Annotated in this window: 23 protein-coding genes and 1 pseudogene; 7 read left to right on the top strand and 17 right to left on the bottom strand. The window is 70.9% G+C overall.

Annotation, left to right across the window (positions count from 1 at the left end):
* Positions 1–94: 94 nt before the first annotated feature.
* Both AC3IYI_RS25120 and AC3IYI_RS25115 read left to right on the top strand, forming a co-directional pair.
* The gene (locus AC3IYI_RS25120) at positions 95–547 is read left to right on the top strand and encodes a VanZ family protein (protein WP_489411654.1); all 453 of its coding nucleotides are present in this window, start codon (positions 95–97) and stop codon (positions 545–547) included.
* Positions 548–597: 50 nt separating this feature from the next.
* Entirely contained in the window at positions 598–810 is a 213-nt protein-coding gene (locus AC3IYI_RS25115) for a PspC domain-containing protein (RefSeq protein ID WP_478687097.1), read from the top strand.
* Positions 811–827: 17 nt separating this feature from the next.
* Here AC3IYI_RS25115 and AC3IYI_RS25110 read toward each other — a convergent pair whose 3' ends face one another.
* The 4 genes from AC3IYI_RS25110 to AC3IYI_RS25095 all read right to left on the bottom strand — a co-directional run bounded on the left by AC3IYI_RS25110 (position 828) and on the right by AC3IYI_RS25095 (position 5,010).
* Complete coding sequence (locus AC3IYI_RS25110) at positions 828–1,625, bottom strand: hypothetical protein (RefSeq protein ID WP_489405856.1); 798 nt, start codon at positions 1,623–1,625, stop codon at positions 828–830.
* Positions 1,622–2,968, bottom strand: a complete 1,347-nt coding sequence (gene iscB / locus AC3IYI_RS25105) for an RNA-guided endonuclease IscB (protein WP_489405855.1) — start codon at positions 2,966–2,968, stop codon at positions 1,622–1,624. The genes AC3IYI_RS25110 and iscB overlap by 4 nt, the downstream gene beginning before the upstream one ends.
* A gap of 484 nt (positions 2,969–3,452) precedes the next feature.
* Positions 3,453–3,722 carry a hypothetical protein gene (locus AC3IYI_RS25100; protein WP_243333777.1) on the bottom strand — a complete coding sequence of 90 codons (270 nt, stop codon included), beginning with the start codon at positions 3,720–3,722 and terminating at the stop codon, positions 3,453–3,455.
* 139 nt (positions 3,723–3,861) lie between these two features.
* Positions 3,862–5,010, bottom strand: coding sequence for an adenosine deaminase (locus tag AC3IYI_RS25095; RefSeq protein ID WP_489405854.1), 1,149 nt, complete (start codon positions 5,008–5,010; stop codon positions 3,862–3,864).
* Between the two features lie 114 nt (positions 5,011–5,124).
* On the opposite strand from AC3IYI_RS25095, the gene AC3IYI_RS25090 reads away from it, so the two are divergent.
* A complete protein-coding gene (locus tag AC3IYI_RS25090; RefSeq protein WP_489405853.1) occupies positions 5,125–5,844 on the top strand; it encodes an alpha/beta hydrolase in 720 nt (239 codons plus the stop codon).
* Between the two features lie 423 nt (positions 5,845–6,267).
* Complete coding sequence (locus AC3IYI_RS25085) at positions 6,268–7,347, top strand: helix-turn-helix transcriptional regulator (protein WP_489405852.1); 1,080 nt, start codon at positions 6,268–6,270, stop codon at positions 7,345–7,347.
* On the opposite strand, the gene AC3IYI_RS25080 is transcribed toward AC3IYI_RS25085, so the two are convergent.
* Positions 7,283–8,224, bottom strand: coding sequence for a LysR family transcriptional regulator (locus tag AC3IYI_RS25080; RefSeq protein ID WP_489405851.1), 942 nt, complete (start codon positions 8,222–8,224; stop codon positions 7,283–7,285). The genes AC3IYI_RS25085 and AC3IYI_RS25080 overlap by 65 nt on opposite strands.
* A 99-nt stretch (positions 8,225–8,323) precedes the next feature.
* Here AC3IYI_RS25080 and AC3IYI_RS25075 point away from each other — a divergent pair, with 99 nt between their 5' ends.
* From AC3IYI_RS25075 to AC3IYI_RS25065, 3 genes are all read left to right on the top strand, one after another.
* Positions 8,324–9,604 (top strand): MFS transporter, encoded by a 1,281-nt coding sequence (locus tag AC3IYI_RS25075; RefSeq protein WP_489405850.1) that lies wholly within the window; start codon positions 8,324–8,326, stop codon positions 9,602–9,604.
* A 50-nt stretch (positions 9,605–9,654) separates the two neighbouring features.
* Positions 9,655–10,290, top strand: coding sequence for a ribonuclease FAU-1 family protein (locus tag AC3IYI_RS25070; RefSeq protein ID WP_489405849.1), 636 nt, complete (start codon positions 9,655–9,657; stop codon positions 10,288–10,290).
* 100 nt (positions 10,291–10,390) lie between these two features.
* Positions 10,391–11,392 (top strand): sigma-70 family RNA polymerase sigma factor, encoded by a 1,002-nt coding sequence (locus AC3IYI_RS25065; protein WP_489405848.1) that lies wholly within the window; start codon positions 10,391–10,393, stop codon positions 11,390–11,392.
* 278 nt (positions 11,393–11,670) lie between these two features.
* Here AC3IYI_RS25065 and AC3IYI_RS25060 read toward each other — a convergent pair whose 3' ends face one another.
* The 12 genes and pseudogenes from AC3IYI_RS25060 to AC3IYI_RS25005 all read right to left on the bottom strand — a co-directional run bounded on the left by AC3IYI_RS25060 (position 11,671) and on the right by AC3IYI_RS25005 (position 25,936).
* A complete protein-coding gene (locus AC3IYI_RS25060) occupies positions 11,671–12,267 on the bottom strand; it encodes a Uma2 family endonuclease (RefSeq protein WP_489405847.1) in 597 nt (198 codons plus the stop codon).
* Between the two features lie 96 nt (positions 12,268–12,363).
* Positions 12,364–13,641: a thymidine phosphorylase gene (locus tag AC3IYI_RS25055; RefSeq protein WP_489405846.1), complete on the bottom strand. Its 1,278-nt coding sequence runs from the start codon at positions 13,639–13,641 to the stop codon at positions 12,364–12,366.
* Positions 13,642–13,741: 100 nt separating this feature from the next.
* Positions 13,742–14,083 carry a cytidine deaminase gene (locus AC3IYI_RS25050; RefSeq protein ID WP_489411653.1) on the bottom strand — a complete coding sequence of 114 codons (342 nt, stop codon included), beginning with the start codon at positions 14,081–14,083 and terminating at the stop codon, positions 13,742–13,744.
* Positions 14,084–14,130: 47 nt separating this feature from the next.
* Complete coding sequence (locus AC3IYI_RS25045) at positions 14,131–15,396, bottom strand: ABC transporter permease (RefSeq protein WP_489405845.1); 1,266 nt, start codon at positions 15,394–15,396, stop codon at positions 14,131–14,133.
* Positions 15,393–16,508 carry an ABC transporter permease gene (locus AC3IYI_RS25040; RefSeq protein ID WP_489405844.1) on the bottom strand — a complete coding sequence of 372 codons (1,116 nt, stop codon included), beginning with the start codon at positions 16,506–16,508 and terminating at the stop codon, positions 15,393–15,395. The genes AC3IYI_RS25045 and AC3IYI_RS25040 overlap by 4 nt, the downstream gene beginning before the upstream one ends.
* Entirely contained in the window at positions 16,505–18,238 is a 1,734-nt protein-coding gene (locus AC3IYI_RS25035; protein ID WP_489411652.1) for an ABC transporter ATP-binding protein, read from the bottom strand. Before AC3IYI_RS25035 ends, AC3IYI_RS25040 begins: the two co-directional genes overlap by 4 nt.
* Positions 18,239–18,402: 164 nt before the next feature.
* The gene (locus AC3IYI_RS25030; RefSeq protein WP_489405843.1) at positions 18,403–19,458 is read right to left on the bottom strand and encodes a BMP family lipoprotein; all 1,056 of its coding nucleotides are present in this window, start codon (positions 19,456–19,458) and stop codon (positions 18,403–18,405) included.
* A 218-nt stretch (positions 19,459–19,676) separates the two neighbouring features.
* Positions 19,677–20,945, bottom strand: a complete 1,269-nt coding sequence (locus AC3IYI_RS25025) for an amidohydrolase (protein WP_489411651.1) — start codon at positions 20,943–20,945, stop codon at positions 19,677–19,679.
* Positions 20,946–21,094: 149 nt separating this feature from the next.
* Entirely contained in the window at positions 21,095–22,288 is a 1,194-nt protein-coding gene (locus AC3IYI_RS25020; RefSeq protein ID WP_489405842.1) for a hypothetical protein, read from the bottom strand.
* A gap of 343 nt (positions 22,289–22,631) precedes the next feature.
* Complete coding sequence (locus AC3IYI_RS25015) at positions 22,632–23,540, bottom strand: N-acetylneuraminate synthase family protein (RefSeq protein WP_489411650.1); 909 nt, start codon at positions 23,538–23,540, stop codon at positions 22,632–22,634.
* 519 nt (positions 23,541–24,059) lie between these two features.
* Positions 24,060–24,335 (bottom strand): annotated as a pseudogene (locus AC3IYI_RS25010) (cytidylyltransferase domain-containing protein); the annotation flags it as partial.
* Positions 24,336–24,568: 233 nt separating this feature from the next.
* Positions 24,569–25,936: a DUF6716 putative glycosyltransferase gene (locus AC3IYI_RS25005; protein WP_489405841.1), complete on the bottom strand. Its 1,368-nt coding sequence runs from the start codon at positions 25,934–25,936 to the stop codon at positions 24,569–24,571.
* Positions 25,937–26,107: the final 171 nt, after the last annotated feature.

Here is a 26,107-nt window from a genome sequence, read left to right as displayed (position 1 = left end):
TGTCAAGGGCAGCGGCAGCGCCGCCGTACAACCGTGGGTCCGGCTTCTCGCCGGGGTCCTGCTGGCCGCCCACCTCCTCCTCGTCGGCTGGCTGATGCTGCGCCCGCTGGACGTGCCCTGGGCGGCGGCGGCCAATCTGACCCCGCTGGAGGGGATCAGGGCGGACCTCTCCTACGGGCCCCTGGAGGCCGCCCGCCGGATCGGCGGCGGGCTGGCGCTGCTGGCCCCGCTCGGGGTGCTGCTGCCGCTGATCAGCGGCCGTGTGGAGCTTTCGCCGCTGGCCACCTGGTCCTCGCCGGCCCGGACCGCCGCCGCGGGCGCGCTGTTCTCGGTCGGCATCGAGATGCTCCAGACGGCCGTACCGGGGCAGGTGGTCGATGTGGATTCGGTGCTGCTGAACACCCTCGGCGTGGTACTCGCGCACCTGGCCGTCGTCCCGGCCCTGCGGGCCCGGCTGCGGCGTTCTCAGGGCCCGACCCCGAGAATTACCAGGGTCGGGCTCGGCCCTTGGACCGACGTTCTGTCCTCTGTTCAGCGGGAGTATTGAGGCATCGCGGGAAAACATCCCGCGGACCGCACAACGACCGAGGAGAGACCATGAGCGCCCTTGCCCGCCCCCGCGACGGACGATGGATCGGCGGAGTCTGTGCCGGTCTGGCGCGCCGATTCGGAATATCCGCGAACACGATGCGGATCATCTTCGTCGTCTCGTGCCTGCTGCCCGGCCCGCAGTTCCTCCTTTACCTGGCGCTGTGGGTGCTCCTGCCGAACGAGAAGTCGGGCACCTCTTCCGCCGCCACCGGCTGGTAGCCGGCCGGATCCGCAATTCAGCGCGCGGCGCGGACCTTCTGGAGCTGCTTGTCCGCGACCTCGTGCGGGACCTGGGGGGCCTGGCGGCCGCCCGCGACGTTGAGGGCCATGAGACGCACGACGGTGTCGCCCTGGCGTACGACGACCACGTGCACCTGGGCGGTGACGCCCTCGGCGGCCGCGGTCGTGGTCCAGCTGACGCTCTCGTCGCCGCTCGTCTTGTAGTCGGCCGCCTTCACCTCGCGGTACGCGCCGCTCTGCTTCTCGACGGTGGCGGTGAAGCCGGTCGCGCAGGCGGCCACGGCGTCCTTCAGCCGGGCGATCAGCGCCTTGGCGTCGGACTCGGCGTAGGAGCTGACGGAGGCGGAGACGGCCAGGCCCATCTGCTTCTGGGAGCCGATGCCCCGGTTGACGGTCTCGCGCGCCGCCGGGTCGGGCTTGTCGCCCATGATGTCGGCGAGCGGCTGGCAGGCCTTGCGGTCCGCCTGCGGCTGGCCGTCGGGGGCGTTCGGGTTCTTGCCGTTCGCGGAGATCTGGTAGCCGGTCAGGTCGCCCTGTTCCAGGGCGGAGCGCTCCAGCCGGCTGCCGCCCCGCTGGGGAGCGGTCGTGCCGCCCGCATCACCGGCCCCGCCGGTGCCCGCGGAGCCGGGAGCTCCCGCACCGCCCGAGCCCGCGGACGCGGACGGCCCGGGTGCGCTCGCGGAGCCCTTCGGGTCCGGTCCCTTGCCGGAGGCCGGGGTGTTCGTACTGCCGCAGCCCACCGTCGCGGACAGCAGAGCGGGGAGCAGCACGGCCGTGGCCGTTCGTGCCTTCATCGGGCTCTTCTCCTAGAAACCCCTGCTTGGGTGCCGGGGGATGAATGGGGGCCTTCGGGTCGGGTGGTGTAGGCGTAGCCGTCGGCTCGTTGGAGGAGGCGGAAGTGCTTGTGCCCGAGTCCCTGGACGAGGCCGTGTGCGGTTCTGACGTTGAAGCTGCCCGTGGCACGGACTGCGATGCGACCGGTGTGCGTGCCGGCCTTCTTGCCGGTAGGGACGACGGCGCGGGCGAGGTCGCCGGTCTGGTAGCCGAAGAACTGCTTCTGCCTGGGCAGACGCAGACGGCGGAAGCCGTACTTATCAGTGCGGGTGCGCACGTAGGTGCCGCGCCCGGTTGCGGCCACCATGAGGACCCTGGCCGGAGCGCGGGTGATGGTGTCTAGTTCACCGACACACAGGGCGTCAAGGGTGTGGGTCTTGGACAGGCCGGTCCTCTGCCGGTTCCACTTCGTACGGCCTCCCGATGCGGCGTGCACCCTAGGGAAGTCGGAGTCGAGGGCGCGCCACAGGGCCCAACGGGTGGCGTTGACGGCTGCCGCATCGTGGAGCGGGGCTTTGGCCTGGGCGAGGATCCGCGCCAGCAGGCGCGGGGATTTGCCGAGAAACTCTTCGACGAGTTGGTTGGACTTCTTCTCGTTGCAGGGAAAGCAGGCAATGCACAGGTTGGAGATGCGGTCGCTTCCACCGCGTGAGCGGGGCTCGATGTGGTCGATGTTCACGGGAACGCCTGTAATGCCGCAGTAGGCACAGGCCCTCTCCCACTTGGCGAGGAGGTATTCGCGGACTTCCGCGCCGTGCAGGGTGCCTCGCTGATACTCGGCACCCTCCAGCGGTCTGCCCTGGGACATCGAGTGAGTGTCGAACGCGACCCGCTCCACATGTACTGAGCGGACAGGTGCCCAGCGAGCGATCCGGATGGACCACGACATCGCGGTGTCCACGCGATGAAGGAGGGAGGGGGCGAGCCAGCCGTTGGGGCGAGTGCGGTTGGAGTACCGGGGCGCGCGGTAACGCAGATTGCGGCTACGCCGACCGCGCCGGTAGGCGGCGCGAGCGGTGAGCTTGTCCCGTATCGCACCGCCTCGGTGGGCGAGTTCGACCGCGTACAGGCCACGGCGCACACCGCCCTTTGCTGTGAACACGGCGATGCCAGTGTGCTTCGAGCCGGGGTCGATCCCGAGTTCCACACCATCCACCTGAGAACCGGAGACCTTGCGGTCCTTGAGTCGGATCACGAACGGGGTGTGCCGGGCCACGACGGCCCGGTCCTGATGGAGAAGCTTGCGGGCCCTCGCGGGGCTGGTGGGTTGCAGCGGATGACCGTGCGTGTCCAGGACGAACACGACGGGATGGCCCTCACGGGCCCTCTCCCCAACCTGATGGTCGGGGGTAACGCGCCCGGAACCAGGTGATGCTTCGGGCGTCTCCCCTCGCACATGTTCCACGCCGGTTACCGCACGAGTGCGGTGTTCGAGTCCCGTTTCGTCCCCGATCCGGGGGGTGTCTGCTGACTCGAATTCCAGAGCAGCCCGCTGAGGAAGCACGGACTGGTGGGTCTTCTCGCCTACGTGAAACGCAGCCAACTTCGTTCACCTCCACAAAGCGTTGGCTAGTGCTGGTAACGGCGGCCCTCAGCCAGAGCAGCAGAAAGCCCCCTCCTCCAGGAGGGGGATCCCGTTACACCCAGGGTGTCGGCGGGCAGTTGGCGGTGATCCTGGCACAAGCCGCGACGCGGCACACACCTGGTCGAAGAGGTGTGCGCCGCGTGGGCGTGCGTGCGAATCGCGTACGGGTCGCGTACGAATCCGGCAGGGGATCCGAAGTGGATCAGGCGCCGAGGCCGCTGGTCGGCAGACCGCCGAGCAGGCCGGTCACCGTGCCGAGCGCGGCGGCCGGGTCGGTCGCCTCGGGGGCCTGCTGGCCCTCCTCGGCGGTCACGTGCTGCTGGCTGGTCGCGCCCTGGACTGCGCCCGTGACGGTGCCCAGCGCGTCACCGAGACCGACGGCGGGGACGGCCGAGGCGGTACCGGCGGCGACGGCGGCGAAGGCGGCACCGAGAGCGGCAACACCGAGAGTCTTGGCAGCTGACTGCTTCATGAAAAATCGTCCTTGCGACGGGGAAATGAGCGGCTCCGCAAACTAGTCACTTCAAACCCCCTCTCGCAAACATCATTAAATACGAGAAAGCGCCCGGGAATTGCCCCTCCCGGGCGCTTTCAGTCCGTCACGCCATGGCCTAGGCCGAGACAGAACCGCTGGTGGAAGCGGTTTGACGGAACAGCCATTCCGACTTCAGCTCCGCATAACCGGGCTTGATCACGTCGTTGATCATGGCCAGTCGTTCATCGAAAGGAATGAACGCGGACTTCATCGCATTGACCGTGAACCACTGCATGTCCTCGAGCGAGTAGCCGAAGGCGTCGACCAGGTGCTCGAACTCGCGGCTCATGCTGGTACCGCTCATCAGCCGGTTGTCGGTGTTGACGGTCAGCCTGAAGTGCAGTTTCCGCAGCAGGCCGATCGGGTGCTCGGCGTAGGAGACCGCCGCGCCCGTCTGCAGGTTCGACGTCGGGCACATCTCCAGCGGGATCCGCTTGTCCCGGACGTACGAGGCCAGGCGGCCCAGCGTCACGGAGCCGTCGGCGGCGACCTCGATGTCATCGATGATCTTCACGCCGTGGCCGAGCCGGTCGGCGCCGCACCACTGCAGGGCCTGCCAGATCGACGGCAGACCGAAGGCCTCGCCCGCGTGGATGGTGAAGTGGTTGTTCTCGCGCTTGAGGTACTCGAAGGCGTCGAGGTGGCGGGTGGGAGGGAACCCGGCCTCGGCGCCGGCGATGTCGAAGCCGACGACGCCGTTGTCGCGGTAGCGGTTGGCCAGTTCCGCGATCTCCAGCGCGCGGGCCGCGTGCCGCATCGCGGTCAGCAGTGCGCCGACGCGGATGCGGTTGCCGTTGGTCCGTGCGCGGCGCTCGCCCTCGCGGAAGCCCTCGTTGACGGCCTCGACGACCTCTTCGAGGGTCAGGCCGCCTTCGAGGTGCTGCTCGGGCGCGTAGCGGATCTCGGCGTACACGACGCCGTCCTCGGCCAGGTCCTGGGCACACTCGGAGGCCACCCGGAAGAGGGCCTCCTTCGTCTGCATGACGGCGCAGGTGTGCGCGAACGTCTCCAGGTAGCGCGGGAGGGAGCCGGAGTCGGCGGCTTCACGGAACCAGACGCCGAGCTTGTCGGCCTCGGTCTCGGGAAGGTTCTCGTAGCCGACCTTGTGGGCCAGCTCGATGATGGTCCCGGGGCGCAGTCCACCGTCGAGGTGGTCGTGCAGGAGCACCTTCGGGGAGCGGCGGATCTGATCCGGGGTGGGCAGGTTGGGGGTCTCGCTCGTCATCTGGGCACTCTAGCTCCTACGCGCGTAGAGCGGTGAGACGATGCCCGCCCTCGATATGTAACAGTGACCGCGCGGACGGGTGGCGTACACCTCGGCGTCTGAGACTGTTCCGTCATGGCACAGTATGCGCCGCCGGCACGCGGGGCCCGCCTGGGGCGGGCGGCCGGCGCGAACGGCTCGGTCTCAACGGTCAGTGGTGTGGTGCTCCTTCTCCCCGGAGCGTCCAGATTGTCCCCCGGTCCGGTACGTCCGCTGGCCCGGGCCCTGGCCCGTGCGGGCGGGGCGGACGGGCTGGTCACGCACCAGGTCATCCATGGTGCGGGCACCCGGGAAGGGGACGCCGAGTGGGCCGCGGACGAGGTGGTCCGCCGGTACGGGGACGTCCCGGTGTGCCTGGCCGGCTATGACGCGGGCGGCCGGGCGGCGCTCGCCGCGGCCGGCCACGAAGCCGTCAACTCCGTTCTGGCACTCGCCCCTTCGCTCCCACGGCAGTCCGACACGGACTCCCCCGAACCGGTGAAGCAGCTCTCGGGCCGCCGGGTCCTGATCGTGCACGGCACCAACGACGCCCGCAGCGACCCCGACTTGTCGTACCGACTGGCGACCCGGGCGAAGAAGGCGAACCGCACGACGTGCCGCTTCGAGGTGCACTCCGACGGGCACGGGCTGCGCGAGCACCAGGACGAAGTCGTGGCCCTGTCAGTGGACTTCATCCTGGGGTCCGTGTTCTCGGTGTCCTACTCGCGGCCGGTCACCGACGCCCTGGCGGCTCCCCCGCCGCTGGGCCTGCGGATGCCGCTGGCTTCCGGCTACGGGCGGTCCCTGCGCGGCTGACGCCCCGCGAAGGCGGCTGGAGGCGGCGGGGGCGGCCGGGGCGGCAGGCCCCCGGGCAGCAGGCCCCCGGGCGGCAGCAAGGGGCCGCGGGCCGGAGCGCCCTGATGTGGTGGTGGTCGCGCCGGGCCGTCCGTGCCGGCCGCGCCGCCCCCTCCCGGTCGGATGACACGGGCGGGCCCGACGCGACCACCTGAGGCACACGCCCGCGTGAGGGCGCGATGCCAGGTCGGCGAAGCGCGGACCAAAGGATGCCCGCACCCTCCCCCGAGAACGCCGTGGTACCACTGTGCCGGTTCGGCCTATCCTCACGAAGATCGGAGGGCATCGTCTTGGTGCCTTGCGGGAACACGAGGGGTTTACGAATCGGTACAAGCCGGGACGAATATGTATATGCCATCGGATGAAACGGACCAACTGAGCTCCGTGGCCCGGCGTCTTTACGGGTACGCGGCCGAGCGGCACGCCTTCTCCGAGACGGAGGCCGGCGAGGCGCTCGGCGAGTCCGTCGGCGCCGCCATCGCCGAACTGGCGGCCGCCCACCTGATCCAGCCCCGCTCCCGCCCGGCATCCGCCGCGGACGGCGGCCGCCCCGACGGGCCCGCACGGATGGGCTGGAGCGCCGTGTCCCCGCGGGCCGCGGCGGCCCGGTCGCTGGCCCCGCTGGCCCTGCGGGTGCGCGAGACCCACGACGAGATGGACCGGCTGCGCGACCTGCTGGACGAGCTGCTCCCGGCGTACGAGGCGGGCACCGGCCTGCGCGACCGGGGCGGGGCGAACGCCTTGGAGCTGGTCACCGACCCGGCCGCGCTGCAGGACCTGATCGAGGAGCTCGTCGCCTCGGCCGAGTCCGAGGCGCTGACCTGTCACCCGGGCGGCGGCCGCAGCCCGGCGACGCTGGAGGGGGCGGTGGTCCCGGACGAGGCGATGCTCGCCCGGGGCGTGCGGATGCGCACCCTCTACCAGCACACCGCCCGCTACTCCCGCCCGACGGCCGCCTACGTGGAGCGGGTGACCGCGCTCGGCTCGCAGGTCCGTACCGTCGGCGACGGGCTGATGCGGATGATCCTCGTCGACCGGCACACCGGGCTGATGGAGGTGCAGGACGACATCCAGGCGGCGCTGGTGGTGCGCGAGCCCAACGTCGTCCAGTTCATGGCGCAGACCTTCGAGCGCTGCTGGTCGGAGGCCGAGCCCTTCAGCACCACCGTCGGGCCGGACCAGGCCCGTTCCATCTCCGACGAGCTGCGCCAGACCATCGTGCGGCTCCTGGCGGAGGGACTGGAGGACAAGGTCATCGCCCGGCGCCTCGGCATGTCGGAGCGCACCTGCCAGCGCCACATCGCCGAGATCATGCGGGCCGTGGGGGCCAAGTCCCGTTTCCAGGCCGGGTTCCTGCTGTCGGCATCGGCGGCGGCCTCCGCGGCCACCCGGGCCCCGCTCACTCACTCCCCGGCTGAAGCTCCGGAATCAGCCGTCCCCGACGGGACAGCAGAAACTTCTTGAACTCCGCCACCGGAGGCGTGTCCGGGTGCCCGTCGAGCCAGGCGACCCCGATCTCGCGGACCGCGCGCGGGGCGGTGACCGTCAGCTCGACGACCCCGGGCCGGGCCACCGCAGGCGGCGGCAGCAGCGCCACGCCGAGACCGGCGGCGACGAGCCCGCGCAGGGTCTCGGCCTCCTCGCCCTCGAAGGCGACCCGGGGCGTGAAACCGGCCTCCGCGCACAGGTCGTCGGTGATCCGGCGCAGCCCGTAGCCCGGCTCCAGGGTGACGAAGGTTTCCTCGGCGGCCTCCGCGAGGCGGATCCGCTTGCGCGTGGCGAGCCGGTGGTCGTCGGGGACCACGAGCCTCAGCCGCTGCTCGTCGAGCCGGCGGGCCACCAGGTCCGGGGCGTCGGGCAGCGGCGAGGTCAGGCAGAGGTCGAGCTCTCCGGCGCGCAGCTTCTCCAGCATGGCCTCGCCGTAGTTCTGGACCAGGGAGAACCGTACGCCGGGATGGTCGGCGCGGAAGGCCCGGATCAGGCCGGGTACGGTCTCGGGGCCCAGGGTGTGCAGGAAGCCGAAGGCGACCTTGCCGAAGGACGGGTCGGCGTCCTGCTGGACGGAGCCGGCGGCGCGGGCGATCTCGGCCAGTGAGCGTTCCGCCGAGGCGAGGAAGGTGCGGCCGGCGGTGGTGAGCGCGACCGTGCGGCCCTTGCGGGCGAACAGCGTGACGCCCAGGTCCTGTTCGAGGCGGACCATGGCCCGCGACAGGGTGGACTGGGGAACGCCCAGCTCGTGCGCGGCGCGGGTGACGTGTTCGTTCCGGGCGACGGCGACGAAGTACGCGAGGCGCGGGGCCAGCGCATGTGTCACGGCCATGTCTTCTTCGTAACGACTCATCGATAGGCACCCATCTGACCTGCGCTGATGCATGGATGGATTGATTATCGCGAATCTGTGCATTGGACGCATGAAAAGGACGGCTCTACGGTCGTGACCATGCCTCCCGCTCATACCGGGGCACCCGTCATCCCGGGTGCCTCCACCCCGTCGTTCCCCGCCTCCGCACCCGAGGCGCACGAGCCCGGCCGTCCCGGCTACCGCCGCCTCAGCCTCGCGCTCTTCGCCGCCGGACTGGCCACCTTCGCCCTCCTCTACTCCACCCAGGCGCTGCTGCCCGCGATCTCCGAGGGCTTCGGCGTGACGGCGGGTCAGGCCAGCTGGACGGTCTCCGCGGCGACCGGTGCGCTCGCGCTGTTCGTCCTGCCGCTCAGCGCGCTCTCGGAGCGCTTCGGCCGGACCCGGATGATGACCTGCTCGATGGTGACCGCGGTCGGCGTCGGCCTCCTGGTGCCCCTCGCGCCGAACCTGGAGTGGCTGATCGCGCTGCGCGCCGTCCAGGGCGCGGCGATCGCCGGCATCCCGGCCTCCGCGATGGCGTACCTGGCGGAAGAGGTGAAGCCGAAGGCGCTGGTCGCCGCGATCGGCCTGTTCGTTGCGGGCAACTCCATCGGCGGCATGAGCGGCCGCCTCGTCACGGGCTGGGCGGCCCAGGCCTGGGGCTGGCGCGGCGGGCTGCTGACCGTGGGGCTGATGTCGCTTGCCTGCGCGGCGGCGTTCCTGGTGCTGCTGCCCCGGGCCCGGTTCTTCCGGGCGGCCTCGCTGAACCCGCGCGCGGTGGGACGTACCGTCTCCGGGCACCTGCGCGATCCGCTGCTGCTGCGGCTGTACGGGATCGGCGCGCTGTTCATGACCGTGTTCGGGGCGGTGTACACGGTCATCGGCTACCGCCTGGTGGACGAGCCGTTCTCGCTCGGGCAGGGGCTCATCGGCTCCATCTTCCTGGTCTACCTGGTCGGTACGGTCTCCTCGGCGGCGGCCGGGCAGCTCGTGGCCCGGCTGGGCCGGCGCGGCGCGCTGTACCTCGCGGTGACCACGACGGCGGCGGGCCTGTTCCTCTCCCTCGCGGAGTCCCTCACCGCGATCCTCCTCGGGCTGGTCCTGATCACGGCGGGCTTCTTCGCGGGCCACGCGGTGGCCTCCTCGGCCGTGAGCCGTACGGCGAAGACGGGCCGTGCGCAGGCTTCGGCGCTCTACCAGTCGGCGTACTACGCCGGCTCCAGCGCCGGCGGCACGCTGGGCGCCCTCGCCTACCACTCGGCGGGCTGGGCGGCCACGGTCACCCTCGCGCTGCTCGCGGTCGCCGGGGTCGTCACGATCACCCTGTACGGGTCCCACGCGGCCCGTACGGCCCGGATCGCGGCGCTGGCGGCGCGCTGAGGGCTGCCGCACAAGAGGCCCGCAACCCACGGCTGGCACGATCGCCGATCATGTCGACAGTCAACGTTCACCTCATACTCGGCAGCACGATCAGCATGATCATTCCGGCCCGCGTGGTGGAGTCGGGCGACGGCGGCCCGCTGCTGTGGGTGGCCCCGGGCACCCCGCTCTGGCGCGCCACCATCCCGCCCGGCACCCATCTGCGGGACCTGCCGCCGGAGGGCTCGTACCCGCTGCGGGCCGACCGGTGGCGGCACGGGGGCGCGCTGATCCTGCAGCCGGCCGGGGCGGGGCACGCGGTGTGGTGGAGCTTCACGCGGGAGCAGGTGTTCCGCAGCTGGTACGTGAACCTCGAATCCCGTGTCCGCAGCCGGGACGGCGCGGACGTCCACGTGACCGACCAGGAACTCGACATCACGGTGACCCCGGACCGCGCGTGGGAGTGGAAGGACGAGGAGTCCTTCGCCGCGAAGACGGGCCACCCGGTGTACTGGACGCCGGCCGAGGCCGCCGCCATCCGCGCGGAGGGCGTCCGCGTCACCCGCCTCATCGACTCGGCCGCCTACCCCTTCGACGGCACCTGGTGCGACTTCCGCCCCCCACCGTCCTGGCCCCTCCCGCCCCGCCCGCCCCTGCCTCCCCCGGGACCGGGCGGCCCACGGCGACGGCCCGGTCCCGCTCGGTGACCTGCCGCCCGCCGGGGGCCGGGCCGTGTTCCGGGCTGCGGTTGTCAGAGGGGTCCGGTAGTTTCCGAAGTATCGGGAACTAGCAGGGGGATCAAGGGACATGACGGAGACCACCGCTCACGGGACCGAGCTCGACGCCGCGCTCGACCGGTATCGCGTCGAGCTCACCGGGTACTGCTACCGCATGCTCGGCTCGGCCTTCGACGCCGAGGACGCGGTGCAGGACACGTACATCCGTGCCTGGCGGAGCTACGCGAAGTTCGAGGGGCGGTCCTCCCTGCGGTCGTGGCTGTACCGGATCGCCACCAACGTCTGCCTTGACCTGCTGAACGCGGGGAACAAGCGGGCCCGGCCGATGGACCTGAGCGCTCCGCAGCACCAGGCGTCCGCCGTGCTGAACGAGCGGCCCGAGGTGACCTGGCTGGAGCCGGTGCCGGACGGGCGGGTGCTGCCGCAGACCGCCGACCCGGCGGAGATGGCGCTGGCCAAGGAGTCCGTACGGCTCGCGTTCGTCGCCGCGCTCCAGCACCTGCCGGCCAAGCAGCGGGCCGTACTGATCCTGCGCGAGGTGCTGGCCTGGAAGGCCGACGAGGTCGCCACCCTGCTGGACACCACCGTCGCCTCGGTGAACAGCGCGCTGCAGCGGGCCCGCGCGACGCTGTCCGCGACCCGGATCCGCGAGAGCGAGTCCGCGGACCCGCTGGACAGCGACCAGGTCAAGCTGCTGGAGCAGTATCTCGCCGCCTTCGAGGCCTACGACATCTCCCGGCTGACCGCCCTGCTCCACGAGGACGCGGTGCTGTCGATGCCGCCGTTCGACCTGTGGCTCCAGGGCCACGAGGACATCGCGGCCTGGCACCTGAACCAGGGCATCGGCTGCAAGGGCTCGCGCCTCGTCCCGACCACGGCGAACGGCATGCCCGCCTTCGGCCAGTACCGGCCGCGCGAGGACGGGCAGCCGGGCTGGACCCCGTGGGCGCTCCAGGTCCTGGAGGTGTCAGAAGGGAAGATCGTCGGGCTCAATGCCTTCCTCGACACCGCCCGGTGGTTCCCGCTCTTCGGGCTCCCCGAGCAGCTCGACGAGTCCTACGAGGTGCAGTAGCGCGCGGAGCGGGGGCGCGGCCCCGGTGACCCGGAGGGGGATGGCGAGGCGCCGGGCGGTGAGGGCCGCGCGGGCGAGGGCCTGGATGGTCGCGAGGGTGGGTGCGGCAATCGCGGTCACGTCGCACACCACCCGGTCGGGCCCGTCCCTGCACAGTGCGCGCACGCGGGCGCACAGCTCAGCGGCATCCGGCTCAGGCCCCTCCAGGGCCAAGGTTCTGATCTCCACGAGGGGATGACTCCCCCACGGCCCAGAACTCATCGGGGCCGAGAACTACCTCAGTGGGCTGGGAACAGGGACGTGTCGAGCTCGACACTGAACGGCGCAGGCAGCCGGAAGGTGTCACCGAACTTGCCCGCCTGGAGCACCCGGTAGACGGCATCACTGGGCTCTCCGTAGAGCGTGACAGTCGGGCCACCCCGGGCGAACGCGTCGATGAGGAGGTACAGCGGAACACCAGCCTGCGCGTATCCCGCAACCTTCGCGATGCGGTCGTGCGACGCATTCGAAGGGGACGTGATCTCGACGACGAGTTCAGCTGCGGCGGCGGGCACGTAGTACACGGAGTCAGACTCTGTGAGGATGTCTGTAGGCATGACCAGCAGGTCCGGGATGAACATCCCCTTGCGGGACGGGACTGCCACGCTCTGCGTCTGGTAGATGCCCCAGTTACTGGGGAGGACCGAGTAGAGCTTGCGCTGCACCTCTCCGGCGATGACGTTGTGGTAATTCGCAGGCGTGGGCGCCACGGTGATGATCCCCTTAATGATCTCCACCTTGCAGCCCTCCGGCCAGTCCATCTCCTCCCAGAGACGGACAAGCGCGTCCCAGCTGTCGCCACTCTGTGGCTCATGCTGAACGGTGAGTGCGCTCATGGTGTGCTCCTCATTCGGTTCGTCACCGATCCCAGCATGCCGAACGGGACCGGCAGGGGTCTACCGGTCCCGTTCACCCGAAAGAGAAGCCGCAGGTCAGGCGATGCGGTCCAGGACGATCGGCGTGGCGGAGAAGGCCGTGCCCGCCGCCGCGATGTCGAAGGTGCCGTCCAGCGCCGCCAGGGCGTAGTCGAACTTCTCCGGGGTGTCGGTGTGCAGGGTCATCAGCGGCTGGCCCGCCGTGACCGTGTCGCCCGGCTTCGCGTGCAGCTCGATGCCCGCGCCCGCCTGGACCGGGTCCTCCTTGCGCGCGCGGCCGGCGCCCAGGCGCCAGGCGCCCACGCCCACCCCGTACGCGTCCAGCCGCGTCAGCACGCCCGAGGACGGGGCCGTGACCACCTGCTGCTCCCGCGCGACGGGCAGCGCCGCGTCCGGGTCGCCGCCCTGCGCCGCGATCATCCGGCGCCACACGTCCATCGCCCGGCCGTCGGCCAGTGCCTTCGCCGGGTCGGCGTCCTTGATGCCCGCGGCGTCCAGCATCTCCCGGGCCAGGGCCAGGGTCAGCTCGACCACGTCCGAGGGGCCGCCGCCGGCCAGGACCTCGACCGACTCGCGGATCTCCAGGGCGTTGCCGGCGGTGAGGCCGAGCGGGGTGGACATGTCGGTGAGCAGGGCGACGGTCTTGACGCCCGAGTCGGTGCCCAGGCCCACCATGGTGCGGGCCAGCTCGCGCGCGTCCTCGATGTTCTTCATGAAGGCGCCGGTGCCGACCTTCACGTCCAGGACGAGGGAGCCGGTGCCCTCGGCGATCTTCTTGGACATGATCGAGGAGGCGATCAGCGGGATGGCCTCGACGGTGCCGGTCACGTCGCGCAGCGCGTAGAGCTTCTTGTCGGCCGGGGCCAGGCCGTCGCCGGCCGCGCAGATGACGGCGCCGGTGGTGTCCAGGACGTGCAGCATCTCCTCGTTGGAGAGCAGGGCGCGCCAGCCGGGGATGGACTCCAGTTTGTCCAGGGTGCCGCCGGTGTGGCCGAGGCCGCGGCCCGAGAGCTGCGGTACGGCCGCGCCGCAGGCGGCGACGAGCGGGGCCAGCGGCAGGGTGATCTTGTCGCCGACGCCGCCGGTGGAGTGCTTGTCGGCGGTCGGGCGGGAGAGGGAGTCGAAGTTCATCCGCTCGCCGCTCGCGATCATCGCGGCGGTCCAGCGGGCGATCTCGGTGCGGTTCATGCCGTTGAGCAGGATGGCCATCGCCAGCGCCGACATCTGCTCGTCGGCGACCACGCCGCGCGTGTACGCGTCGATGACCCAGTCGATCTGCTCGGGGCTCAGTTCACCGCGGTCGCGCTTGGTGCGGATGACGGAGATGACGTCCATGGAAGTGCTTCCTTCTACGCGCATAGAGAGAGGGGAGGGGTACGTACGGAGGAAAGGACGGCGGCCCCCCGCCCGGCAGGGGCGGAGGGCCGTCGCGCGGCTATCTCAGATGGTCCGGCCCGAAGGCCTGCGGCAGCATCGCGGAGAGCGGCAGGACGCCTTCCGGCGTCTCCACCTGGAGCTCGGCGCCGCCGAACTCGAAGAGGAGCTGGCGGCAGCGACCGCAGGGGACGAGGATCTCGCCCTTGCCGTCCACGCACGTGAAGTGCGTCAGGCGGCCGCCGCCCGTGGCCTGGAGGGAGGAGACCAGTCCGCATTCGGCGCACAGGCCGAGCCCGTAGCTGGCGTTCTCCACGTTGCAGCCGACGACGGTGCGGCCGTCGTCGACCAGCGCCGCGACGCCGACCGGGAAGCTCGAGTACGGGGCGTACGCCCGGGACATGGCCTCCCGGGCGGCCTCGCGCAGGGCCTCCCAGTCGGGAGCGGCCGTCACTTGCCCTGGCCCTTGCGGTACGGCATGCCGTCCGCCTTGGGCATCCGCAGGCGTTGCGCGGACAGCGCGAGCACCAGCAGCGTGGTCAGGTACGGGGCGGCGTCCACGAACTGGCTGGGCACCTGGTCCGTGAGCGCGTACCAGAGGAACAGCAGCACGGCGAAGACCGCCGAGATGCCGGCCGGGACGTAGCGCTTCTTGTAGAGCTGCCAGGCGAAGACCAGGACGAGCAGGATCGCGATGAGCAGCAGCATCGCGTGGACGTTCTCGGCGCCGCCGCGCAGCTTGAGGCTGTCGGTGAAGCCGAACAGGCCGGCGCCCAGCGCCATGCCGCCCGGCATCCAGTTGCCGAAGATCATCGCGGCGAGGCCGATGTACCCGCGGCCGCCGGTCTGGCCCTCCTGGTAGATCGGGCTGGCCACGATCGACAGGAACGCGCCGCCCAGGCCCGCGAGGGCGCCCGAGACGATCACGGCGATGTACTTGTACTTGTAGACGTTGACGCCGAGGGACTCGGCGGCGACGGGGTTCTCGCCGCAGGAGCGCAGCCGCAGGCCGAAGGTGGTGCGCCACAGCACCCACCAGGTGCCGGGGATCAGCAGCAGCGCGACGACGGTCAGCAGCGACAGGCCGGTGACCAGGCCGCCGACCACGCCCGCGAGGTCCGAGATGAAGAACCAGTGCTTGCCCTGGAGGGTCACCATCCAGTCCGACAACCCCGGCACGGTGATCTCGTAGATCGGCTCGACGCGCGGGGACTGCTTGGAGGAGCCGCCGGGCGCCTCGGCGAACGTGAAGTTCGACAGGTACTGGGTGAAGCCCAGCGCCAGGATGTTGACGGCCACACCGGAGACGATGTGGTTCACGTTGAAGGTGACCGTGATGATCGCGTGCAGCAGGCCGCCGATGGCGCCGCCGATCAGGCCGGCGATGACGCCGGTCCACGGGCCCCACTGGTAGCCGGCCCAGGCGCCGAACCAGGTGCCGAGGATCATCATGCCTTCGAGGCCGATGTTGACGACGCCCGCGCGCTCGGCCCACAGGCCGCCGAGTCCGGCGAGGCCGATCGGCACGGCGAGGGAGAGCGCTCCGGAGACCTGGCCGATGGAGGTCAGGTCGTTCGCGCCGCTGATCACGCGGACCAGCGAGATGAGCGCGAGGCCGCCCGCGATGATCAGCATGATCCACGGGAGGGTGAGCTTGGTGCGGCCGCCCTGCTTCTTGGGCGCGGCGCTGGTCGCGGAAACGGTGCTGGTGCTCACGCCGAGACCTCCTTCTCGGTCTTGATGGCGTGGCCTGCGGCCAGTTCCTCGCCGACCTTCTGCTGCTGGCGGCGGATGCCGTAACGGCGGACGAGCTCGTAGGAGACGACGACCGCGATCACGATCAGACCCTTCATGATCGTGCCGATCTCCTTCGCGTACCCGGCCGTGTCGAGCGAGGCCGAGGCCTTGTCGATGAAGGCCATCAGGAACGCGGCGAAGAAGATGCCGACCGGGTGGTTGCGGCCGAGCAGCGCGATGGTGATGCCGGTGAAGCCGACACCGACCGGGAAGGACAGGCTGTACGTGTGGCTCTCACCCAGCAGCACCGACATGCCGGCGAGACCGGCGACGGCGCCGGAGATGAGCATCGAGGTGACGATCATCTTCTTGGCGTCCACACCGGATGCCTGCGCGGCGGACTCGCTGGCGCCGGTGGCGCGCAGGTCGAAGCCGAAGCGGGTGCGGCCCAGCACGAACCAGTAGACGATGCCCAGCGCGAAGGCCAGGAAGGTGAAGCCGTAGATCTCCAGGCCGTCCCCGAGGGAGACGGCCGGGAACCAGCCCGACTTGGCGATCTCACCGGTGGTCAGGTCGTTCGAGCCCTTCGGCTGGACGCCGAGGTTCTTCGGCAGGATCAGCCAGGCGATCAGGCTGGTGGCGATCGCGTTCAGCATGATCGTGGAGACGACCTCGCTGACTCCGCGCTTGGCCTTCAGGACGCCCGCGATACCGGCCCAGAAGGCGCCGACCAGCATGGCGACGACCACGATCAGCAGGATGTGCAGCGGGCCGGGCAGCGAGACCGCCGCGCCGACGACCGCCGACACCATCGCCGCGAGCCGGTACTGGCCGTCGACGCCGATGTTGAAGAGGTTCATCCGGAAGCCGATGGCCACGGCCAGGGCCGCCAGGTAGTACGTACCGGCCTGGTTGACGATGAGGACCTGGACGTCCTCGTAGCCCGCGTTCTCCACCATGAGCCGCAGCGGTTCGATCGGGTCCACACCCGTCGCCGCCAGCACGATCATGGTCAGCAGGAAGGCGGTGACCAGTGCGAGCGCGGGCCCGGCGAAGCCGAGGAGCAGCCGGTCCTTGTCGAGTTTCTTCATCGGGCCTCGTCCTCCGGGGAGTCGGTACGGGCATCCGTGCCGGCGGCGGAGTTGTTGTCGGTGGCTTCCAGGTGCCCGGAGGCGGCGCCCGTCATGGCGGTGCCGAGTTCCTCGGGGGTCACGGTCGCGGGGTCGGCGTCCGCGACCAGGCGGCCGCGGTAGATGACGCGCAGGGTGTCGGACAGGCCGATGAGCTCGTCCAGGTCTGCGGAGATCAGCAGGACCGCCAGGCCTTCGCGGCGGGCCTCGCGGATCGCGTCCCAGATCTGCGCCTGCGCGCCGACGTCCACACCGCGGGTGGGGTGGGCGGCGATGAGGAACTTCGGGTTGTGGCTCATCTCGCGGCCGACGATCAGCTTCTGCTGGTTGCCGCCGGAGAGCGAGGCCGCGGTGACCTCGATGCCGGGCGTACGGACGTCGTACTCGCGCACGATCCGCTCGGTGTCCTTGCGGGCGGCCTTCGGGTCGATGATGCCGCGCTTGGAGTTGGGGGCTTCGGTGACGTGGCCGAGGATGCGGTTCTCCCAGAGGGAGGACTCCAGCAGCAGACCGTGCCGGTGGCGGTCCTCGGGGATGTAGCCGATGCCGCCCTCGCGGCGCTTGCGCACCGGGGACTTGGTGATGTCCTTGCCGTCGAGGGTGATGACGCCCGCGTCGGGGGTCATCATGCCCATGAGGGCCTCGATGAGCTCGGTCTGGCCGTTGCCCTCGACGCCCGCGATGCCGAGGATCTCGCCCTTGTGGATCGTGAAGCTGATCCCGTCGAGCAGCAGGCGTCCGGCGACCGGGGCCTCGCGCAGGTTGGCGTCCGACAGGCCGGGCGTGCGCGCGGTGTCCTCCGTGACGACGGGCGCGCCGCCCTCGGCGACGGTCAGGCGCTGGACCTGGAGCATCGGGGTGGTGGTCACCGTGGACTCGCGGGTCTCCGGGGACGGGAGCTCGGAGCCGACCATCAGCTCGGCGAGCTGCTTGGTCGTGGTGGTGCGGGGGTCGGCGGTGCCGACCGTGGTGCCGCGCCGGATGACGGTGATGTCGTCGGCGACCTTCAGGACCTCGCCCAGCTTGTGCGAGATGAAGATGACGGTCAGGCCCTCGGACTTGAGCTCGCGCAGGTTGTCGAAGAGCGCGTCGACCTCCTGCGGCACGAGCACGGCCGTCGGCTCGTCGAGGATGAGGATCTTCGCACCGCGGTAGAGGACCTTGAGGATCTCCACGCGCTGGCGGTCGGCGACACCGAGGTCCTCGACCAGGGCGTCGGGACGTACGCCGAGGCCGTAGGCGTCCGAGATCTCCCTGATCTTCTTGCGGGCCTTCGCGCCGATGCCGTAGAGCTTCTCGCCGCCGAGGACCACGTTCTCCAGGACGGTGAGGTTGTCGGCGAGCATGAAGTGCTGGTGCACCATGCCGATGCCGCGGGCGATGGCATCGCCGGGGCTGCTGAAGGAGACCTGCTCCCCGTCGATGGCGATGGTGCCCTCGTCCGGCTTCTGCATGCCGTAGAGGATCTTCATCAGCGTCGACTTGCCGGCGCCGTTCTCGCCGACGAGGGCGTGGACCGTGCCCTTGCGGACGGTGATCGCGATGTCCTTGTTGGCGACGACGCCGGGGAAGCGCTTGGTGATGCCGTGCAGTTCTACGGCGGGGGGCGGGCTGGACGCGTTGATGACGCACTCTCCTTGGCGCGGAAGGAGCTGAAGGCAGGGAGGGGACAGGGCGGGGGGAGAAAGTATCGCGTCCACGATGTTTCTACGCGCGTAGCACTGTCGAAAGTGAAAACTTGCGGCCAACCGGCCACAAGATCACATGAAACCACGTGACACGGGCCGGGGCCCGGGAGCGATGAGACCGCTTCCCGGACCCCGGGTATCACGTGTGCAGCAGGTCGGACCGGGCCTTACGGCGCGGTCTTGACCTCGATCTTCTTGGCGATGATGTCGGCCTTGGCCTTCTCGACCGCGGCGACGACGTCAGTCATCTCCTTGTACTTCGGGTTGGAGTCGGCCAGGCCGACGCCGTCCTTGTCCAGGCCGTAGCGGACCTCGCCGGACTCGGGCTTGCCGTCCTTGACCGACTTGATCAGGTTGTAGACGGAGTCCGCGACATCCTTGGTGACCGAGGTCAGGATGAATTCCTTGTACTTCGACAGACCGGCCTGGTTGTACTGGTCCGAGTCGACGCCGATGGACCACTTGCCCTTGGCGGAGGCGGCCTCGATGGCGCCGGAGCCGGCCAGACCGGCCGCCGAGTAGATGACGTCGGCGCCCTTGTCGAGCTGGCCCTCGGCCGCGGCCTTGCCCAGGTCGGGCTTGGCGAAGCCGTCGAAGTTCGGCGGCTGGGTCAGGTACTGGGTGAGCACCTTGGCGTTCGGGTTGGTGTCCTTGACGCCCTGGACGAAGCCCGCCTCGAACTTCTTGATCAGCGGAACCTCGACACCGCCGATGAAGCCGACCGTGCCGGTCTTGGACGCCTTGGCGGCGGCGACGCCGGCCAGGTAGGAGCCCTGCTCCTCGTTGAAGACGAGGTTGGCGATGTTCTTCGCGGTCACCGAGGTGTCGTCGATGATGCCGAACGTGGTGTCCGGGAACTTCTCGGCGACCTTCTTGATGGCCGGCGCGTAGGCGAAGCCGACGCCGATGACCGGGTTGTTGCCCTTGCGGGCCAGCTCGGTGAGGCGCTGGACCTTGTCGGCCTCGCCCTCTCCATCGGTGGGCTCCGCCTCGGCGCCCTTGATCTGGAGGTCCTTCTCCGCCTTCGAGAGACCCGCGTAGGCGGCATCGTTGAACGACTGGTCGCCGCGGCCACCGATGTCGTACGCGATGGCGGCGGACTTCTCCGGGGAGGAGGACGAGGAAGACGAGTCCGAGGACTTCTTACCGCCACAGGCGGTGGCCGAGAGGGCCAGCGCTGCGGACGCGATGCCCACGGTGGCGATCCTGGTGATCCGGCGCAAGGGGAGGCTCCTTCAAAACCTGACCGAAGCGCCACGACCGGCGCTGGTTTCGCCGAGATCGTAACGCGCGTAGATGTCAGTTAAAGGCCCGTTCATGAGTCGTTATCGGATCGTCGTGAACCAGACAGTGACCGAACAGTAACTGCCGACGCATCCAGCCCATGTGTACCAAGGGCCGGACGCGTCCGCCGGATCAACCGCCGATGTTGTAAGAACTTCTACCCGGCTGCCCCCGCGAGCCTGGCTCGTCGCCCGTCGAGCGCCCGGCCGTCGAGCAGCACCGCAGCCGTGAAGAACTCCACGCCGACCCCGATCGCGGCCTCGTCCACGTCGAAATCGCCCCGGTGCAAGTCCCGCTTCGCCGTGTCCCCGGGCGTACGGACGCCCAGGCGCGCCATGGCTCCGGGGACGTGCTCCAGGTACCAGGAGAAGTCCTCGCCGCCCAGGCTCTGCTCGGTGTCCTCGACCGAGTCGGCCCCGCACCGGGCGCCCATCGCCTCGCGCAGCAGTTCGGTGACCACCGGGTCGTTGACGACCGGGGGGACTCCGCGCACGTAGGTGATCTCCGACTTGGCGCGGTGCATCGAGGCGATCTCGTCGATGATCGCGTGGATCTGGTCGGGGGCCTCGTGCCAGGAGGCCAGGTCCAGGCACCGAACGGTTCCGGACAGTTCCGCGTGCATCGGGATCACGTTGCAGGCGTGCCCGGCCTCGATCCGGCCCCAGGTGACCGACATGCCCGAGCGGGCGTCCATCCGCTTGGTCAGTAGGGCCGGCAGGTCGAGGGCGAGCCGGGCGGCCGCCGTCACCAGGTCGGTGGTCAGGTGCGGACGGGCGGTGTGCCCGCCGGGCCCGTCGAGGGTGACCTCCAGCCGGTCGCAGGCCGAGGTGATGGGCCCGGCGCGCAGGCCGATGCGGCCGGCGTCGACCCGGGGGTCGCAGTGCAGGGCGATGATCTTGCCCACGCCGTCCAGCACCCCGGAGTCGATGGCCTCGGTGGCGCCGCCGGGCAGCACCTCCTCGGCGGGCTGGAAGAGCAGCCGCACCGGGCGGGGCAGCTCGCCGCGCCGGTCGAGCTCGGCGAGGACGAGACCGGCGCCCAGCACGACGGTGGTGTGCACGTCGTGGCCGCAGGCGTGGGCGCGGTCCGGGACGGTCGAGCGGTACGAGACGTGCGTCTTGGCATCCGGGATGGGCAGGGCGTCGATGTCCGCGCGCAGGGCCAGCATCGGCCGTACTCCGTCCCAGGTGCCCACGTCACAGATGAGCCCGGTGCCCGACTTCAGCACCCTGGGGCGCAGGCCCGCTTTCTCCAGCCGGGCCTTGATCGCCGCCGTGGTGCGGAACTCCTGGTGTCCTAGCTCGGGATGCATGTGCAAGTCCCGGCGGAAGGCGATCAGTTCGGCACGCAGGTGGTCCGGAAGCTTGCCGGGCAGCTCGGGCCGGCCGGGCGCGGCGGGCTGGGCGGTCTGGGACTCGCGGGACATCAACTGGTTCACCCGTTTAAGGGTAGGCCCACCCATGGGTCAACTGGCTGGAGATCACCAAAAGTTCATGCCGTTAGGGGAAAGAAACCCGGCCTCTGGACGCATGACCGGATGAAGGCGCGGGTAGACTCGCGCGCTCACTCATGCACTCATCCGGCCGCCGAAGCCGTCTGAGCAGGAAGTCTGTGCACATCACGGGCGGTGTCGGTGACTCCGGCGAGGAAACCGCGGGCCCGCTCCGAGGCCGACGGGGTGAGCCAGCTCCGATCGACATCGCATACGGCCACGGTCACGCCGGTGCCGATCAGCGCGTAGGGCAGGGTGTGGACGACCGTGGAGGGAAAGCTGACGATCGTACGGCCGACCGGGCCCCGCCTGGCGATCAGCTCCAGCGGCAGGTCGGGACGTACGATCTCCAGACCGGTCGCCTCGCTCAGGGCGCGCAGCTTCTCCGGGGATTCCCGGCGGTGGGCGAAGTAGCGGGTGGCCCCGTGTTCCAGGGTCAGGGCGCGCACCGCCTCCAGGTAGCGGTCCGGGTCGACCACGCCGGTCTCCACCAGCGAGGTCCCCACCAGGTCGGTGCCCTTGGTGAGGCGGGGCGGGCCGAAGCGGGCCCGGGTCCACGCGAAGTCGTTGAGCCGTACGGTCATCCCGCCGTGCGCGGTGACCGGCATGGAGCTGAACACCTCGACGCGGCGGCGGCCGTCCGTGCCCGGGGTGAACCGCCGCCGGGCCGTCGCCGACACCGGCGCGTACGCCAGCTCGCGCAGCCGGGCCGGGAGCCCTCCGCCGCCGACCCGGTGCCAGCGCACGAGGCGCTCGCCGCGGGCCGTCTGGGCGACGAACTCCATGGTCGCGGTGCCGTCGTCGACCACGACGAGCTCCTCGGCCCGGACCAGGGTGAGCAGGAGCTGCACGTAGCGGGAGAACGGATCCCCTATCACCACCCGCTCGGCCGCCCGCACCTCCCGCGCGAGCGCGGCGAAGGCCTTGAACGGCGCGAACCGGCCGCCGCGGGCCTCCTGCCACCGCACCTCGTGCCCCTCGTCCCGGGCCAGCCCCGCCATCCGGCGGAGCTGGCCCCGGGACATGGGGTCGGTGGGCGGGAGCACCACGATCCGTAGTCCCGGGGCCGCACCCGACCCGGTCGAGCCCGGCCCGGCCTGCACCGGCCCGGTCCCGCCGCCGCGGGCCGGCTGGCGCGGGACGACTCCCAGGAGCCGGCCGCCGCCTTGGGCGTGCGCCCACTCCAGGACGTTGAGGAGCTGGACCGGGCTTTCGACGAAGGCCAGGGTCGGGGTGGGGGTGGGGGTGGGGGTGGGGGTGGGGGTGGGCGCAATCACCTGGAGCCTCCGAGGATGATCCGGCCTTCTGGCCAGAGTGGAATCGCACTCTTGTGTGGCAGGGCAGGAATCGGTGTTTCGCCCCCAGGGCAAAACACCGCCCGCTAACGTGCGTGTCGTGCGCTGCGAGAACCAAGCGCGTACGACGTGCTGAGCGAGAGCCAAGCCAGCACGGCAACCGCCAAAACTTCATATACCCGGGCTGGTTTCAACCCGGCTGGTGTTGATCGTGGAAGACTCGGTCGCTCGCTGAGCGACCGAGCAGCGTGAGCCAGGAATCCCCCTGCTTCGGCTGGGGGAGGATTCAACACGTGCTCCTCGTCAGAGGGAGCAGAACGAAGGCTCACGCCGTGGCCAGCTCACCCTGGACGCGGCGGAGCTTCTTCATCGGGCCGAGCTCGGACGCGTAGACCTGCTTGATGCCGTCGCCGAGCGCGGTCTCGATGGTGCGGATGTCGCGGACCAGGCGGGTCAGGCCGCCCGGCTCGACGGAGGCGGCCTGGTCGGAGCCCCACATCGCGCGGTCGAGGGTGATGTGGCGCTCGACGAAGGTGGCGCCCAGCGCGACGGCGGCCAGGGTGGTCTGCAGGCCCGTCTCGTGGCCGGAGTAGCCGATCGGGACGTTCGGGTACTCCTCCTGGAGGGTGTTGATCACCCGCAGGTTGAGCTCCTCGGCCTTGGCCGGGTACGTCGAAGTGGCGTGGCAGAGCAGGATGTTGTCGCTGCCGAGCACCTCCACCGCGTGCCGGATCTGCCGCGGGGTGGACATGCCGGTGGAGAGGACGACGGTGCGGCCGGTGGCGCGCAGGGCGCGCAGCAGCTCGTCGTCGGTCAGCGAGGCGGAGGCGACCTTGTGGGCGGGGACGTCGAACTTCTCCAGGAAGGCGACGGCCTCGGTGTCCCACGGGGAGGCGAACCAGTCGATGCCGCGCTTGGCGCAGTGCTCGTCGATGGCGCGGTACTCGCTCTCGCCGAACTCCACGCGGTGGCGGTAGTCGATGTAGGTCATCCGGCCCCAGGGGGTGTCGCGCTCGATGTCCCACTGGTCGCGGGGGGTGCAGATCTCGGGGGTGCGCTTCTGGAACTTCACGGCGTCGCAGCCGGCTTCGGCAGCGGCGTCGATGAGGGCGAGGGCGTTGCCGAGCTCGCCGTTGTGGTTGATGCCGATCTCGCCGACGACGTAGACGGGGTGGCCGGGGCCGGCGATGCGGGAGCCGAAGGTCCGGAGGCGGGGGGTGGGCGTGACCGTCATGGCAGGGCTGTCCTTCGGAGCGTGGAGTGTACGAGGGGGTGCCGGCACGGGTGCGGGCACGGGGGTGTGGGCTGGGATGTGGACCGAGGTACGGGCCGAGGTGTGAGCTGAGGTGTGGAGCGGGGTGGACACGGGCGCGGGTGCGGCCGGTGTGGCCACGGGGGCGAGTACGGGTACGAGGGCGCGGGCGCGGGCCAGGTCGTGGGGATCGTCGATCTCCAGCACCCGTGCGGGGTCGGTGGCGACCGGGACGGTCCGCCCGAAGAAGCGGTGGCGGGCGGTCCGGAAGCCGGCGGCGTCCATGGCGTAGGCGGCGCCGGTCTCCAGGAGGTCCTGGGGGCGGTCCTGGCGGCGGGGCCGGTACGAGGTGTCGTGGTTGACCCCGGTCCCGGAGCCGTCGGGGGCCGCCCGCCAGAGGAAGCCGTGGAAGGGGGCCGCGGTGAGCGCGGAGTCGGCTGCACCGGACGCGACGGCGGCGGCGACGGACTCCACGTCGGAGGCGGTGACGAAGGGGCTGGTGCACTGGACGAGGAGCACCACGTCGACGGTGACGGAGTGCAGTTCCTCGAACGAGTCGAGCGCGTGCAGCACGGCGGCCTCGCTGGTGGCGGTGTCCCCGGAGATCCCGGCGGGGCGCCGCAGCACCACGGCCCCGGCCCCGCGGGCGGCGTCGCCGATGGCCTCGGAGTCGGTGGACACGAGGACGTCGGTGACGGTCGCGGCCCCCAGGCAGGCCCGGACGGCCCGGACCACGAGCGGCATCCCGCCGACGTCGGCCAGGTTCTTCCCGGGCACGCCCTTGGACCCCCCGCGTGCGGGGATCACGGCGAGCACCCTGGGCACGGCGCGGCCCTCACGGGCGGTGGCAGTGGCGGCGGCAGAGGCCGTGGCGACGGTGGCAGTGGCAGTGGCAGTGGCGACGGTGGCAGTGGCGACGGCCGCGGTTGCGGCGACGCCGGCGGTGGCGACGCCGGCGGTGGCGACGCCGGCGGCGGTGGCGGGCGCAGCGGCTCCGGCCGGGCGGGGGCTCACAGCTCCCCCAGGCGGCGGATCACCGGCGCGACGCGCTGGACGCCGTGGCGGTAGGCGCCGCGGGCGGCTTCGCGCAGGTGGGCGCGGAGCCGGCGGCGCAGCCGGGACCCCCCGGCGTCGGTCCCGGCGGCGCCGGGCAAGGGGTGCCCGTCGGGGCCGAGATGGTGTCGGGCCAGGATCCCGGGCAGGTATCCCGGCGCGGTGTCCTGCGTGTAGTAGGGCGCCACGGCCGGGAGCGGGCCGGCGCCGAGCAGCTCCGTGAGGCGGGCCCGCGCGGCGGCGTAGGGGTCGTGCACGCCGGCCGGTCCGGGCCGTCCGGTTGCAGGGCTGCCCACGCCCTGGGCCGCCAGCCAGTCGGGGTCGGCCTTCGGGAGCAGACCCGCGTCGAGCTGGGTCCAGGAGGCCATGCAGCCGGAGCCCAGGAAGTGGTGGTTGCCGAGGGCCTCGCGGACGCCGAGGTCGGTCAGGACGGCCGTCGGGATGCCCCGGTGGAGGGACTCCAGGGCCGCCGTGGAGGAGACGGTGACGAGCAGGTCCGTGGTGTCCAGGACCTCGCCCATGTTCCCGTAGACCAGACGGCAGTTGGAGGGGAGGCCGCCGGGGAGCTGCTCCGCGAGGCGCTGGTACGGGAGCTCCTCCAGGTGCGTGGTGTGCTCCCCCGGCCGGCTGCGCAGTTTGATCAGCACCTCGCGCCCGGGGTGCAGCCGGGCGTGTTCGGCGGCGCGGCGCAGCAGGTACGCGCGGTCCGCCCGGGTGTCCGGCACGGACGGCTGGACCGCGAAGACCACCCGGTGGGCGGTGGTCCCCACGGGCTCGTACGACGGCCCGCCGTCCGGTGCGAGGAAGGGCAGGACGCTCTCCACGACGGCCCCGGCATCCGTGCCGACCCCCTCGTAGACCGCGCGGAACCGCTCCGCGTCGTGGCGGGAGTTGGCGAGGACCAGGTCGGCCCCGTGGCGCAGCAGCAGGCCGTCGGCGAGTTTCTCGTAGACGACTCCGACGTACCCGGTGACGAACGCCGGCCGGGCGGCCGGCTCCGGCCACAGGGCCCGGGCTCCGTGCAGGACGGCCTGGACGGCGCCGCCGACCAGGGCGAGGACGATCACGTCGTACGGCTCCCGCTCCGGCGCGGAGAGTTCGGCGAGGAACTGCGCGCAGGTGACTTCGGTGAGCCGGTCCGCCGTGACCCCGACCTCGCCGAGCTGGCGCGCGGTGGGCGTGGCCCGGCCGCGGAGCAGGTATCCGGTCAGGCGGACGGAGTCCGGCTGCGGGGCGAGACGGCGCGCGGTGAGCGCTCCCCATTTCCAGCGGGTGTCGGAATCGGCGAGTACGGCCACACGGAGGGCGCGGTTGCTTGCTGGCACCCGGCAGAAGTTATTCCGGCTTTTCGGTGATCGGCCCAACGAACGCACAACAGCGGGTTAACAACCCGTCGACTCAATGCGAAAGCGTGCGGGTTAACGCTCCCGCCGTGCGTCGTTCACATGGAATCCGCGTCCGGGCCACGGTCAATGCCGAACTGCGCCCTAATGTCT

This window comes from Streptomyces sp. GL_148 (assembly GCF_057834205.1).
The sequence above is the reverse complement of the archived record's forward strand: the minus strand, read 5'-3'. Positions and strand labels throughout refer to the sequence as shown.